This window comes from Campylobacter sp. RKI_CA19_01121 (genome assembly GCF_025771295.1).
In the GTDB taxonomy this organism is placed as follows: domain Bacteria; phylum Campylobacterota; class Campylobacteria; order Campylobacterales; family Campylobacteraceae; genus Campylobacter_D.
This window is the reverse complement of record NZ_JAKMQA010000001.1, coordinates 157,393-170,986: the sequence shown is the minus strand read 5'-3', so window position 1 is coordinate 170,986 and position 13,594 is coordinate 157,393. Positions and strand designations below refer to the sequence as shown.

13 protein-coding genes, 1 pseudogene and 1 riboswitch are annotated in these 13,594 nt (G+C 30.5%); of the genes and pseudogenes, 6 read left to right on the top strand and 8 right to left on the bottom strand.

Features of this window, described 5'->3' with window-relative positions; all coding sequences use genetic code 11:
- Positions 1-2,544 carry a hypothetical protein gene (locus L8T90_RS00850; RefSeq protein ID WP_263736444.1) on the bottom strand — a complete coding sequence of 848 codons (2,544 nt, stop codon included), beginning with the start codon at positions 2,542-2,544 and terminating at the stop codon, positions 1-3.
- Positions 2,545-2,706: 162 nt separating this feature from the next.
- On the opposite strand from L8T90_RS00850, the gene groES reads away from it, so the two are divergent.
- The 3 genes from groES to L8T90_RS00835 all read left to right on the top strand — a co-directional run bounded on the left by groES (position 2,707) and on the right by L8T90_RS00835 (position 5,307).
- Positions 2,707-2,967, top strand: coding sequence for a co-chaperone GroES (gene groES, locus L8T90_RS00845; protein WP_039626536.1), 261 nt, complete (start codon positions 2,707-2,709; stop codon positions 2,965-2,967).
- Positions 2,968-2,980: 13 nt separating this feature from the next.
- Positions 2,981-4,618, top strand: coding sequence for a chaperonin GroEL (gene groL, locus L8T90_RS00840; protein WP_070256698.1), 1,638 nt, complete (start codon positions 2,981-2,983; stop codon positions 4,616-4,618).
- A 119-nt stretch (positions 4,619-4,737) separates the two neighbouring features.
- A complete protein-coding gene (locus L8T90_RS00835) occupies positions 4,738-5,307 on the top strand; it encodes an NUDIX domain-containing protein (protein WP_263678772.1) in 570 nt (189 codons plus the stop codon).
- An 8-nt stretch (positions 5,308-5,315) separates the two neighbouring features.
- On the opposite strand, the gene L8T90_RS07905 is transcribed toward L8T90_RS00835, so the two are convergent.
- From L8T90_RS07905 to rpmB, 5 genes and pseudogenes are all read right to left on the bottom strand, one after another.
- Positions 5,316-5,693 carry a CZB domain-containing protein gene (locus tag L8T90_RS07905; RefSeq protein ID WP_412174990.1) on the bottom strand — a complete coding sequence of 126 codons (378 nt, stop codon included), beginning with the start codon at positions 5,691-5,693 and terminating at the stop codon, positions 5,316-5,318.
- Between the two features lie 66 nt (positions 5,694-5,759).
- Positions 5,760-6,047, bottom strand: a pseudogene (locus L8T90_RS07900) (methyl-accepting chemotaxis protein); the annotation flags it as partial.
- A gap of 429 nt (positions 6,048-6,476) precedes the next feature.
- The gene (locus L8T90_RS00825; protein WP_263736442.1) at positions 6,477-6,692 is read right to left on the bottom strand and encodes a YdcH family protein; all 216 of its coding nucleotides are present in this window, start codon (positions 6,690-6,692) and stop codon (positions 6,477-6,479) included.
- 47 nt (positions 6,693-6,739) lie between these two features.
- Positions 6,740-7,867: a potassium channel family protein gene (locus L8T90_RS00820; protein WP_263678769.1), complete on the bottom strand. Its 1,128-nt coding sequence runs from the start codon at positions 7,865-7,867 to the stop codon at positions 6,740-6,742.
- 25 nt (positions 7,868-7,892) lie between these two features.
- Positions 7,893-8,087 (bottom strand): 50S ribosomal protein L28, encoded by a 195-nt coding sequence (gene rpmB / locus L8T90_RS00815; RefSeq protein WP_012661734.1) that lies wholly within the window; start codon positions 8,085-8,087, stop codon positions 7,893-7,895.
- 142 nt (positions 8,088-8,229) lie between these two features.
- On the opposite strand from rpmB, the gene rpe reads away from it, so the two are divergent.
- The 3 genes from rpe (at position 8,230) to thiC (ending at position 11,118) form a co-directional block, all read left to right on the top strand.
- Positions 8,230-8,877: a ribulose-phosphate 3-epimerase gene (rpe, locus tag L8T90_RS00810; RefSeq protein WP_263736441.1), complete on the top strand. Its 648-nt coding sequence runs from the start codon at positions 8,230-8,232 to the stop codon at positions 8,875-8,877.
- Positions 8,874-9,638, top strand: a complete 765-nt coding sequence (locus tag L8T90_RS00805) for a 3'-5' exonuclease (RefSeq protein WP_263706357.1) — start codon at positions 8,874-8,876, stop codon at positions 9,636-9,638. The genes rpe and L8T90_RS00805 overlap by 4 nt, the downstream gene beginning before the upstream one ends.
- A gap of 32 nt (positions 9,639-9,670) precedes the next feature.
- A riboswitch (TPP riboswitch) is annotated at positions 9,671-9,775 on the top strand.
- A 44-nt stretch (positions 9,776-9,819) separates the two neighbouring features.
- Complete coding sequence (gene thiC, locus L8T90_RS00800) at positions 9,820-11,118, top strand: phosphomethylpyrimidine synthase ThiC (RefSeq protein ID WP_263736440.1); 1,299 nt, start codon at positions 9,820-9,822, stop codon at positions 11,116-11,118.
- A gap of 27 nt (positions 11,119-11,145) precedes the next feature.
- Here the strand turns inward: thiC and L8T90_RS00795 are convergent, their stop codons facing one another.
- Both L8T90_RS00795 and nrfH read right to left on the bottom strand, forming a co-directional pair.
- The gene (locus tag L8T90_RS00795) at positions 11,146-12,963 is read right to left on the bottom strand and encodes an ammonia-forming cytochrome c nitrite reductase subunit c552 (protein WP_263663115.1); all 1,818 of its coding nucleotides are present in this window, start codon (positions 12,961-12,963) and stop codon (positions 11,146-11,148) included.
- Positions 12,964-12,979: 16 nt separating this feature from the next.
- Entirely contained in the window at positions 12,980-13,474 is a 495-nt protein-coding gene (nrfH, locus tag L8T90_RS00790; RefSeq protein WP_012661729.1) for a cytochrome c nitrite reductase small subunit, read from the bottom strand.
- Positions 13,475-13,594: the final 120 nt, after the last annotated feature.

Below are 13,594 nucleotides of genomic sequence, written 5' to 3'. Positions count from 1 at the left end.
TTAGAAGAGTTTGTTAAAGATTTTATCTATTGCCTGATCTACTTTTTTACCTGTGTTTTTAGCACCATCACTAGCATTTCCACCTATTGTATTAACAATAGAATTTACAACACTTTTTGTATCAAGACTTACTTTAGGGTCTTGTGTTGTTCCTTTTATAATGCCTTTGAAATTTGCTCTATCAATAACGATATTAAAAGGAATGTTTAATTTAGTGCTTTTTGTATCAACTTTGCCTTTGCTGATGTTTATATTACTTCTATCAGCCACTAGGTTTAAATTTAAATCTATAAGATTTTTATTGATATTTATTTTAGCTTCACCGTTGCGATATACATCTTGAGTGATATCTTTTTGTAAAAGTAGCATTAAAGCACTTGTGATGAGGTTTTTCTTAAGTTGTCCATCGGCTAAGTTCATTAGCACCACACCGCTTTCTTTTAAAAGATTGTAGTCAATACTTAAATTTGATTTTGCTTGGTAATAATCAGGCAAATCTAAACTTTGAGCTAAATTTGAAAGATCAGTATTTTGCATTTTAGCGTTAAAAATATTATTTTTTAAAGTTGCATTTAATGAGCCGTCAAATATATTTTTACTATTAACGCTTGCATCAATTAAAGCGTTTTTAAAATCAAATTTTCCTTCAAAATCAGCCTTGCCTTTTAAGTTTCTATCGACTAAAAATCCTAGTTTAGAAAAATCTTGCAATGAAATATTATAAGTACTTGCCAGAGCCATTTGATTAAGATCAAAATTTCCTTTTAATGAGTTAATATTTGCAAATGAACTTAGAGCTTTAGCGTTAAAATTAATGATTGATTTAGAAATTTTTCCATCAAGATTGATTTTTGCTGAAGTATTCTTTGGAAATTTTTTATCCAAAAGCTTGGATAATTCTACTTCATTAAAAGAAGAATTGATAGTGGCTTTAAAATCACCATTAATATTGTTAAAATCAAGTGTTTTTAAATCAATATCAGCATTTACATCGCCAAATGCTAAAACTTTTTGTCCAATTAAAGGGAAAAGTTGTTCTAATTTTATATTATCAATCTTTGCTTGTAAACTTTTTCCATTAGATTTTGCATTGATAAGTCCTTGCATGATTTTAATATTTGCATCAAGATTTTGAATTTGATTTGCCTTAAGATCAACTTTGGCATCTAAATTTAAAGGTCCATTGAGATCTTGTTTGGTTAAAGGTTTTAATTTGTTAAGATTATCTACAAAAGCACTAATTTGTGCTTTTAAATCTTTGTTTGTAAGATTATAAGAGCCTTTTAGCTGAGGTATTTTTGCTATGTTTGAATCAAGCAAAGCTTCATAATCAATCAAAGAATTTTTCGCATTTGCTTTAGCTTGTAGATTAAAAGTTGTTTTTGGAAAATCAATATTGCTTAGTTTTTTAAATTCTACAACATTTATATTTGCATTGTTTAACCTAGTATTTAGATTGAAATTTTTAAAATCAAGTCCTTGCGCTTTTAAATCTAAAATTAATTTAGAATTAATAAAAGCAGGCATAGAGATAGTCTTTAAAAGCTCTGCTACTTCAATATTAGTTGTATTGATATTAAGATTATTATTTTCTAAAATAGTTTTTAAGCTACCACCAAATCCCAGCAAGTTAGCATCTAATTTTTGTAATTGATTGTTTGCAAAAAGTAAATTACCTTGAATTTGACTTTTGCCTTGGAGTTTCATTTTAGCTAAAGATGAAAATTGATTAAAATCATCTATTTTGATGTCAAAATCACTAGCTAAGCTTTGTTTTGCTATATCATAAATACTTTTTTGTGTATAAAGTTTGAAGAAGTTGCTTAAAATTTCACTTTTAGATATAACTTCATTGTTTTGGATTAAAGATCTTATTTCACCTTTTATATAGCTTTGTTTTGGTAGGCTTAGATTGAAATCTTTTTCAATGAGAGTATTGTTGATAGAACTTGTGTAAAAATTAATCAAAGCATTGCCATTTGGTTTTAAATCTTTAGTTTGTATATCACTGATAATACTAATTTTTCCTTGAGCATATCTTGGTAGATTAGCAAAATCTAAAATTTGAGCCAAATCTATATTTTTTCCAATAAATTCAAGATTTATAGGAGAAAAATCAACAATTTTTGCATCTAAGCTAAGATTAGAATCAAATAAAAATCCATTACCTTTTACTGAAAAATCACTACTTTTACCTACAGCACTACCTTTAAATGTAAAATCTTTATCGCTTTTTAAGCCAAGTTCTTGAATATAATTTTGTTTAAGTCCTAAAAGATAGTTTAAATCAAACCCTAGTCTTAAAGGTGATATACCACCTTCTATATTAGCAAAAAATTTATCATCAATATTTGCTTTAATGTCAAGTTGTGAAAAACTAATTTTAAAATTTTCAAATTTAACATTCATACCGCTTTTTTGAGCAATAATTGTTTCGATTCTTGGCTTTAAAAAAGCATTGCCTGTGCTTGTAAATAATAATGTATATATAGCTAATAATGCCACACATACTACGCCTAAAAGGATGTAAAGAATTTTTTTCATGAGAAACCTTTATAATAATATATCATAAAAATTTAGTGTAATAGACTAAACTTATATGATATATTTTACTTAATTTATTGACAATTAACTTTCTTTAATGTATAATTCTATCACTCAAAAACAAAGAGTGCTAAAAATAGCACATTTTAGAAAGGATAAAAAATGAATTTTCAACCTCTAGGAAAGCGTATTTTAGTAAAACGCTTAGAAGAAATGAAAACTACTGCTTCTGGGATTATTATACCAGATAATGCTAAAGAAAAACCATTAAATGGTGAAGTTGTTGCAGTGAGTAAAGAAATAGAAGATATTAAAGTAAATGATAAAGTAATGTTTGCAAAATACGGCGGAACTGAAATAAAACTTGATAATGAAGAGTATTTAGTTCTTAATGTTGAAGATGTTTTAGGGATTATTAAATAAAAAAGGATAAAAAATGGCAAAAGAAATATTTTTTTCAGATGAAGCAAGAAATAAACTTTATGAAGGTGTTAAAAAACTTAATGATGCAGTAAAAGTTACCATGGGACCACGTGGTCGCAATGTATTAATCCAAAAAAGCTTTGGTGCTCCAACTATCACAAAAGATGGTGTGAGTGTGGCTAAAGAAGTAGAATTAAAAGATTCTTTAGAAAATATGGGTGCTTCTTTAGTTAGAGAAGTAGCTAGTAAAACAGCTGATCAAGCAGGCGATGGAACAACAACGGCAACAGTTTTAGCGCATGCTATTTTTAAAGAAGGTTTGAGAAATATCACAGCAGGTGCCAATCCTATCGAAGTTAAAAGAGGTATGGATAAAGCTTGTGAAGCTATAGTAGCTGAACTTAAAAAACTTTCTCGTGAAGTTAAAGACAAAAAAGAAATTGCTCAAGTTGCAACAATTTCTGCAAATTCAGATGAGAAAATCGGAAATTTAATCGCTGATGCTATGGAAAAAGTTGGAAAAGATGGTGTTATCACTGTTGAAGAAGCAAAATCAATCAATGATGAATTAAATGTGGTTGAAGGTATGCAATTTGATAGAGGTTATTTAAGCCCATATTTCATTACAAATACTGAAAAAATGACAGCTGAATTGCAAAATCCATTTATTTTGTTATTTGATAAAAAAATTGCTAATTTAAAAGATTTATTACCAATTTTAGAGCAAATTCAAAAAACAGGAAAACCACTTTTAATTATAGCTGAAGACATTGAAGGTGAAGCTTTAGCAACTTTAGTTGTAAATAAATTAAGAGGTGTTTTAAATATTTCAGCAGTTAAAGCTCCTGGATTTGGCGATAGAAGAAAAGCTATGCTTGAAGATATTGCTATTTTAACAGGCGGTGAAGTGATTTCTGAAGAGCTTGGAAGAACTTTAGAAAGTGCTAGTATCCAAGATTTAGGTCAAGCTTCAAGCGTGATTATTGACAAAGATAATACAACTATTGTAAATGGCGCAGGTGAAAAAGCAAATATTGATGCAAGAATTAATCAAATCAAAGCTCAAATTGCTGAAACAAGCTCAGATTATGATAGAGAAAAACTACAAGAAAGACTAGCTAAGTTAAGCGGTGGTGTAGCGGTGATTAAAGTTGGTGCTGCTACTGAAACTGAAATGAAAGAGAAAAAAGATAGAGTTGATGATGCATTAAGTGCTACAAAAGCTGCTGTTGAAGAAGGTATAGTAATAGGTGGCGGCGCTGCATTAATCAAAGCAAAATCAAAAATCAGCTTGAATTTGCAAGGTGATGAGGCTATTGGTGCTGCTATTGTAGAAAGAGCTTTAAGAGCACCTTTAAGACAAATTGCTGAAAATGCTGGATTTGATGCTGGTGTGGTTGTAAATACAGTAGAAAATAGTAAAGAAGAAAATACCGGTTTTGATGCTGCAAAAGGTGAATATGTAAATATGCTTGAAAGCGGTATTATTGATCCTGTTAAAGTAGAAAGAGTGGCTTTGCTTAATGCAGTTTCAGTAGCTAGTATGCTTTTAACAACTGAAGCTACAATTAGTGAAATCAAAGAGGATAAACCTGCTATGCCTGATATGAGTGGCATGGGCGGTATGGGAGGCATGGGTGGTATGATGTAATACCATCTTTTTGTTGCTTTTGAGTTGCTTTTTATATAAAGCAACTCACTCTTTTTTTTTATTTTTCTGCACTGATTTTTATTTTTGTTATAATAGATGTAAAATTATAAGGATTTTACATGAAAAACTTACAAGAAGAGCGATTTTCCAACTCAAAATACATTAAACCTAAAAGATATACTTATATAGGCAAAGATAATAAAAAATATACTTGGGATTTTATAGAAGCATTGGATAGTGTTTCTGTTTTTTTGTATCATACTCAAAAAGATTCTTTTGTCTTTGTAAAACAATTTAGAATTCCTTTATGGGATTATCAAAAACGTAATAACTTAAAATTAGATGAGATGGGATTTAGCATAGAGCTTTGTTCAGGACTTGTTGATAAAAATTTGAGTTTAGACGAAATAGCTAAAGAAGAATGTATTGAAGAGCTAGGTTATACTCCTAAGGTTGTAGAAAAAATAGGAGAGTTTTATACAGGTTTTGGTTCAGGTGTAAGTAGACAGTTTTTATTTTATGCTGAAATTACCGAAGATGATAAAACTGGTCATGGTGGTGGAATTGATGGAGAGGATATTCAAGCAGTATGGATAAAAAGAAAAGACTTTGAAAAATTTTCTAAAGAAAATCCTATCAAAACCCCTTTACTTGAATATGCGTATTTGTGGTTTAAAGGTAAGAATTAATCTTACCTTTATTTTTCTTCTTTATTTTCAATGTTTGGGTCTTTTTCTTCAAGCATTTCTTTAAAGAGTATAAATAAATCTTCAGAGGCTTTTTCAGCATTAGAACATTTATCTAGAATTTGATTTTGAACTAATTCATTGCCTGTATTTTCATTATGTGCCAAGGCAACGGCTTGGTTGATATTTTCATGCACCTTTTGGTGTGGTAAATTTAACTTACCAAAAGCTCTTCCGCTAGAAAATCTTTCTTTGCCCACACCTGCAATCCATTTTGCAAGTCTACAACTTAAATGATCAGAGAGTGCTTTACCTGAAGCATGAATGATTTCATTATAACCATTTAATTTAAAAGCAACATGATCTAATTTTGCTAAGGAAACAAAAATTTCAGAAGCAATACGTTTAGCGTGCGAGCTAGTTGAATTTGCATTAGAGATTAATTGAGCAAAATTACTAGAGAATTTTATAATATGTTCATTTGATTCTAATGATACTTTTTCTACTTGTTCACTTTGTCCATACATTTCATCTGCATTTTGCTTTAATAAATTAATATTTAATTCTACTTCAGAGGTTGCTTTTTGTGTTTTTTCGGCAAGTTTTCTAACTTCATCAGCAACAACAGCAAAGCCTCTGCCGTGTTCTCCTGCTCTAGCAGCTTCAATTGCGGCATTTAGTGCTAAAAGATTAGTTTGATCAGATACATCTTTGATTAAGTTAATAACATTAGTGATTTCATCAACACTGCGGTGTAAATTACCCGCTGTATCTCTTGAACGGTTAGCTGATTCAATAATGCTTTGAAGTGAAGATATAATTGAATGCGTAATTGCATTTAATTCTTGCATATCTTTTAATGATGAGTCAGAATACTGGGAAATCATTTCAGCTTTATTTACATTTTCTTGCATATCGCCTTGTACATTTGAAATGCCTTTTAACACTCCAGTTAATAACATCTCCAAAAGACGAGTTTCAAGTGCAGTTTTCCCACAATCTTCTTGAAGTTGCTTTTCGTATTTTTCGATTAATTCTTGTTTTTCTAAAAGAAGTTTTTTGTTTTCTTCTTCTAGTTCTTTGATTTTATTTTGTAAATCTTCAAAGTCTTGTTTTGATTGACTTTTTTTTCCAAACATAGTTTTTCCTTGAAAGTTAAAATTAGAAAGAAATTATTTTTTATAATTTGATAAATAAGTGTTTAGCTCATCTTTTAATCTTAGTTTTTCTTTTTTAAGATTTGCAATTTCCAAGCTATCTAGATAAATTCTACCTTCTTCTGCGTCTTTGATTTTGTGATCAAGTTCATTGTGCTCTTCAAACAATTTATCAAAGTGCATGTCTTTACCTTTTAGCTCAGTGATTAAATCTCTAAATTCATGTAGCATATAAGCCTCCTTTTTAAAATTAATATTTGATTATAGCTTAAAATAAGTTAAATATATTTTAACTCATCGGGTTTTTGCTTGTTTTTTATAATCTTTTTGGCTATTTTTATGCTATCTGCTGTACCTACGATTAATAATTTTGCTCCAGTACCTATTAAAGTATCACCTCTTGGCATAGGTGTGAATTTTTTATTTTCTAAAATTCCTACTATACTTACGTTTGCCATATCTCTTAAATGAATTTCTTTTAATCTTTTAAATCTCACCCACGATTCATCAGGAATTTTAACCTCTTCTAAATCAATAGGGCTATTTTTTTTATAAAGATAATTTTCTAATAAATTTTCCATATCTGGTCTTGCTGACATCGCACTAAGTCTTTGCGCGACTAATTTTGTAGCAGAAACAATAGAATTTGCTCCAAGTTTTTTAAGTTTTTCTGTTTCATCTTCGTTGCTTGAACTAGCTAGTATAAAATAAGGATTAATTCTTTGTAGTTCTTTTTCAAATAATCTTACTGAGGCAATGATAGCAATATTATCTGCTATGTTATTACTAAGGGTTATTACGCCTTTTGCGCTAGAAAGATTGGTTTTTAAAAAGGCTGTATTAGTATGAGGTGCGCTTTCTATATAATAAGGATAATTATATTTTTCAGCAATCTCGCTGAAATTTTCAACTTCATCAACCACAACAAAAGGAATATGATTTTCTCTAAATTGCTGTGCTAATTCTATGGTAAAATCATTATGGTAGCATATTACAAAATGATTTTTTAATCTTGCAACTTTATGCAGCATTCTTCTTTCCTTGATGATTTTAGACAAAACACCTTTTTTTACTATTTCTATTACTAAACCCATACAAAAAGTAAATATTGTAAAAGTTAATAGTACATATACAACAGTAAAAATTCTACCCGCTGTTGGTATGGGATTAACTTCAGTATAACCCAAAGTGGTAAAAGTCATACCGGCTTGATAAATAGCATCGTTAAGGTTGTAATTACTTGTGAGCATATAACCAAAAGCCCCAATTAATGTCATAACAACAACGGCAATAAGAGGAATTCTTAAAAATTTAAGTTGCTCATAAAGCTCATCATTGAGATTAATTGAAGGTTTTGGAGAGGGAGACCAATTGAGGAATTTTTGTAGCTTTTTTAAAAAAGACATAGTAATTCCTCATTTACATTAAGGATTATTTACTACTTTGCTTTTTAAGTGTTCTTAAAGTTGAAGCAGCAACTCTAACTTTTCTAGTAGTTCCATCTTCTAAAGTAATACGAACTGTTCTTAAATTTGGCAAAAAGCGTCTTTTTGTTTTATTGTTAGCATGGCTAACATTGTTACCTACCATAGGTCCTTTTCCTGTAATTTGGCAAATTCTTGACATAAATTTTCCTTATGAAATAAAAATAATTTTTAGCATTATATCTAAAACAAGCTTAAAAAAATCAAATATTATCAAAAATACATAAAGAAAATTTGATAATAAGTATGATAAAATTATTTTTTACTTTTATTGGAGATATAAAATGTATGTAGCGCCAAGTTTATTGTCTGCAAATTTTTTAAATTTGGAAAATGAGATTAAAGATGTGTGTGAAGCAGGGGCTGATTTGTTGCACATTGATGTGATGGATGGACATTTTGTACCAAATCTTACTTTTGGTCCTTGTGTGATTGAAAATATTTCAAAAATTACTTCAGTGCCTTTAGATGTGCATTTAATGGTGCATAATGTTAGTAGTTTTGTAGATTTATTTATCCCAATAAAGCCAAAATTTATCAGTTTTCATTTAGAAGCTGAAAATCATCCTATTAGAGTGTGTGAGTATATAAGAAAAAATGGCATCCATCCTGCTATTGTTTTAAATCCACATACCCCAATTTCAAGTATAGAGCATATTTTAGAATTTGTAGATATGGTGCTTTTAATGAGTGTTAATCCAGGCTTTGGTGGGCAAAGTTTTTTACCTTTAGTGTATGATAAAATTAGACAGTTAAGAGAAATGATAGATAGGAAAAATCTTAAAGTTTTTATAGAAGTAGATGGTGGGGTAAATGGTTTAAATGCACCTGATTTAGATGAAGCAGGAGCTGATATTTTAGTCGCAGGTAGTTATATCTTTTCCTCACAAGATAAAAAAACAGCAATTAATTCTTTAAAGCTTGAATTTTGAGTCAACAACAAATCGATGATTTAATCATCAAGCTAAGCAAAGAAAACAAACCTTTTCCTTGGGTTTTAAAAGAACTTGCAAAAATAGAAGAATTAAATCATTATGAGTTTGATTTATATATTTTTGAGCTTTTAGGACTAGGAGTGGAGCTTAATGCGCAAAATTGCTTGTGCTTAAAAAGTAAAAATACAAAAATAAAAGATGAGATTTTTTGTGTAGTAGATATCGAAAGCACTGGCGGGATAAAAAGTGGTCAAATTTTAGAAATAGGTGCGGTTAAAATTCAAAATTATAAAGAAATTGATAGATTTGAAAGTTTTGTAAAAGTAGAAAGCATACCTGAAAATATTACAGAATTAACCGGGATTAGTTTGGACATGGTAGAAAATGCACCTTCTTTAAAAACTGTGTTAAATGATTTTAAATTGTTTTTAAAAGATAGCATTTTTGTAGCACACAATGTGCGTTTTGATTATCATTTTATATCTAAAGCTATGTATGAAAATGATTTTGGGGTGCTTTTAAATAGAAGATTATGTACTATTGATTTAGCTAAAAAGTGTATTGAAAGTCCAAAATACGGTCTTGATGCGCTAAAAGAGTTTTTGTGTATTGAAAGTAAGCATCATAGAGCCTTAAGTGATGCTTTGGCTGCAAGTGAAATTTTAAAATACTGTCTTAAAAAAATTCCTTTTTATATAAAAACTACCGAAGAATTGTTACATTTTAGCAAGCAAGCTAAAAATCAAATAAAAAAATAAACTTTGTTTTGTATTTATTGCTATACTTGCTTTGCATAAATGACGGGAGCTTGTGATACAGGCTGAGAGTAAGCTAAAAGCTTAGACCGCACCAGAACTAGGTAATGCTAGCGTTGGGATAATTTATCAACTACTCACATACCCTTCATTTATCCAAATTTTATTTTAAGGATAAATTTAAATGAAAACTCAAATGTCTTATGCAAAAGAAGGAATTTTCACAAAACAAATGCAAATTGTTGCACAAAAAGAGCAAGTAAGTGAAGATTTTTTGCTTGAAAATATAGCATGTGGAAAAATTATCATTCCTGCAAATATCAACCATAAAGTACTAGACCCAAATGGTATTGGCTATGGACTTAAAACAAAGGTAAATGTAAATTTAGGTGTTTCAAATGATTGTGTAGATTATAGTGAAGAAATGAAAAAAGTAGAATTGGCTCATAAATTTAATATAGAAGCTATTATGGATCTTAGTAATTATGGTAAAACTAGTCGTTTTAGAGATGAGTTAATTGCTACTTCAAAAGCTATGATAGGCACTGTGCCTGTTTATGATGCGGTAGGTTTTTTGGAAAAAGATTTAAAAGATATTAAGGCAAAAGATTTTTTAGATGTAGTATATCATCACGCTAAAAGTGGAGTGGATTTTATGACAATTCATGCAGGGATAAATTCTCGTGCTGCTAGGGTTTTTAAAGAGTGTGATAGGATTACTAATATAGTTTCAAGAGGAGGTTCAGTTCTTTATGCTTGGATGCAAATGAATGATGCTGAAAATCCATTCTATGAATATTATGATGATTTACTCGCTATATGTAAGGAATTTGATGTGACACTTTCTTTGGGTGATGCGCTAAGACCTGGTTGTACTCATGATGCAAGTGATGGAGCTCAAATTGCTGAACTTATCGAACTTTCGTTATTAACCAAAAGAGCATGGGTTCAAGATGTACAAGTGATGATAGAAGGACCTGGCCATATGGCTATTAACGAAATAGAAGCTAATATGCAACTTGAAAAAAGAATTTGCAACGGCGCGCCTTTTTATGTCTTAGGACCATTGGTTACTGATATAGGTGCAGGATATGATCATATAAGCGGAGCGATCGGCGGAGCAGTTGCAGCAGCAGCTGGTGCTGATATACTTTGCTATGTAACCCCTGCTGAGCATTTAAGACTTCCAAATTTAGAAGATGTAAGAGATGGTATAGTAGCGACTAAAATAGCAGCTCATGCAGGAGATATAGCCAAACTTCCTAAAGAAAGAAAAATAGATGATGAAATGAGTAAAGCTAGACAAGATATTGATTGGGAAAAAATGTTTAAATTGGCAATTGATGGAGAAAAGGCTAAGAAAATGTTTAATGAAAGAAAGCCTGAAGAACTTAATTCTTGTTCAATGTGTGGAAAAATGTGTGCTATGAACACTATGAATAAAATTTTAAAAGGCGAGGATGTTAGTTTAATAAAAGAATAAACCCTCGATTATGAGGGTTTATTTTGATTAATCTATTACTTTATAATTATAAGGTTTTAGATTTTTATCATCTTCAAGAAGTTTTGCTGGTGGATTACCATTTACTTCTTGGTGTTTATAGTAGCGATCTCCTGCTTTGTTGCCATTTAGATCTACTTTATAGTGAATTTCACCTGGATTTAATTTTTGAATATCTTCAAAACCTAAATTTGAAGTTTTGAAATCTTTAATACCATTTTTGGCCGCAATTTCTACTAATTTAGTTTGTCCTTGTCTTGACATATCAACTGATTGTAAAAGCATTCTTGAAGCTTCTCTAGGATTGTGGAATCCTGTTGAGTTTTCAGCACCTACAAAGTCTGCTCTTACTTGAGATTTTCTATGAAGTTCTAATACTTCTTTTAATTCAGCTGAAATTTTAGCATCATCTGCTTTGCCATTAGTTTGGAATTTAGGCATTTTTCCAAGCTCTGCGCGAATAGTTTCTACATCTTTAATCAAGCTTACTAAAGAATATTCAGCTGTTCTTAAATCATGAGCTACTGAATTTTGAATATCTTTTACTTGTTTAGCTAGATAGCTTTCGCTTTGAGTATGGCAAGTTTTACAAGCTGAATTAATATCAACTAAAGGCGAGGTGATGTTATGGTTGGTAACTTTTTTTGCACCTTTTCTAATATAGGGCATGTGACAATCTGCGCAACTTACACCATTTGCAGCATGTACTCCACCACTATAAAGCTCGCTTTCTGGGTGTTGAATTTTCAACATAGGTGCTTTAGTGATTTTATGAACCCAATCACTTGGGAAATTTTCTCTATTTTTTTCATAATAATCATCAAACATTTCTATTCTAAATGGCTCACCTTTTTTCCACTCACTCCATGGATAGGTTAACTCTATACCATCAACCTCAATTTCAATTGGTTTATTTCCATCTCTCCAAGAGTCAAATTCATCATAAGTTTTTTGTGTACCATTCCACCATTTTTTAGAACTATCATTAGCAATACTTTCACCGATAGTTTTTACTTTAGTACCTGTTGGTTTGAAATAATACTCAACGTGACATTGAGAGCATACTAAAGTTCTCATCTCGCTTCTTGAAGCTTTAATGCCTTGTTTTTCATCTGCTTCATAGCCTCTTGAAATTAATGCGTTGATTAAAGCTGGTCTTGTAAGTCTTAAACTCATGTCTGTTGGGTTGTGACAATCTGCACATGTTACACCCATTCTTTTTCCACCATGAGGTCCACTGTGCTCAGGCGAGTTTTCTTTAGCTCCATTTACCGCAGGAACTGTTTTAATCATAGTCCAATATTTTGCAGAGTTAAATGCCACCCAATCACCTTTTGCAGTGTTGTTTAAAAGCCAAGGAGTCCATCCGCTATGGCAATTCATGCAAGCTGTTGGTTGACCACCAAATCCTGCAAAGCCATGTGCATTTAAGAAATCTTTGTTATTTCTAGCTGTATCCATTTGATCTACTTGAACCCAAAAGTGTCCTCTTTCTTCATTAGCATCAATGCTAAATGGATAACCCGCCCAAAGAACAGTTAGTTGTGGATAGCGGATTAGTTTTGAATAAGCTAAATTTCCACCAAATTCTGTTGCATTAGGTGCTTGTTTTTCCACTGCTGTATGCATATCTAAATAATCAGGAAAATTCTTTCCCCAATAATCAAAAGTAGGGTTTTCATCGCCAAGTTTTACAATTTCTTGAGAAATGATTCCACCTACTGAATCATTTGTTTTAGCTGTGATATCTTGATTTAACCACAATACGCCCGCAATAGCCACTATAGTAGCACTTATAGCACTATATAAAATGCCTTTATTATTCATTAATTACTCCTTTCATTTAAAATCCTCTCTTATGACCAACACCTTGGTGACAAGATACACAACTTAAGGAATTATCTTTATGTGGATCTAGAGTAGGGTTGATAGTGTTGCTCGCAATTTCTTTATGACATTCTATGCAGTTATTTTGGACTATTTCTTTACTTTTTGCATTTGCACTTAAATGTGTAGGTAAAGAATCAAGTTTAAAAGTAAATGCATAAGCATGTCCTAAACCACTTTGAGCTTTAGCAATCCATTTTTCAAAAAAGCTATGTGGTAAATGACAATCATTACAGGTTGCTCTTGGTTTACCATCAACTTCTTTAGAGTGTGAAGCTTTTAAATAATCATTATAAACTTCGTTCATAATATGACAATTATTACAGCTTTCACTAGCATCGCTAAAATAAGAAGTGCCTTTAGCATTATGGAAAGTATACATTCCAACTCCTGCTAAAATTACAAGCAAGAAGAGGAAAACAGCAAAAAGTTTTGAGTTTGCTTTTTTCAAAGTCTCTCCTTTGAATGAAGTTTAAGTTACAAGAACTTAAGTATAATTATATTATCTATAAAATCTTAAAAAGTAAATATAAATTTATTATTTATTTATAATTTTTTTAATAAGATAAAA

Excerpts from the sequence above, each read along its gene's own strand:
- L8T90_RS00825 (WP_263736442.1), bottom strand. The coding sequence starts at position 6,692 with ATGCTACATGAATTTAGAGATTTAATCACTGAGCTAAAAGGTAAAGAC.
- L8T90_RS00850 (WP_263736444.1), bottom strand. The coding sequence starts at position 2,544 with ATGAAAAAAATTCTTTACATCCTTTTAGGCGTAGTATGTGTGGCATTA.
- groL (WP_070256698.1), top strand. The coding sequence starts at position 2,981 with ATGGCAAAAGAAATATTTTTTTCAGATGAAGCAAGAAATAAACTTTAT.
- L8T90_RS00795 (WP_263663115.1), bottom strand. The coding sequence starts at position 12,963 with ATGAATAATAAAGGCATTTTATATAGTGCTATAAGTGCTACTATAGTG.
- rpe (WP_263736441.1), top strand. The coding sequence starts at position 8,230 with ATGTATGTAGCGCCAAGTTTATTGTCTGCAAATTTTTTAAATTTGGAA.
- L8T90_RS00820 (WP_263678769.1), bottom strand. The coding sequence starts at position 7,867 with ATGTCTTTTTTAAAAAAGCTACAAAAATTCCTCAATTGGTCTCCCTCT.
- L8T90_RS00835 (WP_263678772.1), top strand. The coding sequence starts at position 4,738 with ATGAAAAACTTACAAGAAGAGCGATTTTCCAACTCAAAATACATTAAA.
- groES (WP_039626536.1), top strand. The coding sequence starts at position 2,707 with ATGAATTTTCAACCTCTAGGAAAGCGTATTTTAGTAAAACGCTTAGAA.
- thiC (WP_263736440.1), top strand. The coding sequence starts at position 9,820 with ATGAAAACTCAAATGTCTTATGCAAAAGAAGGAATTTTCACAAAACAA.
- rpmB (WP_012661734.1), bottom strand. The coding sequence starts at position 8,087 with ATGTCAAGAATTTGCCAAATTACAGGAAAAGGACCTATGGTAGGTAAC.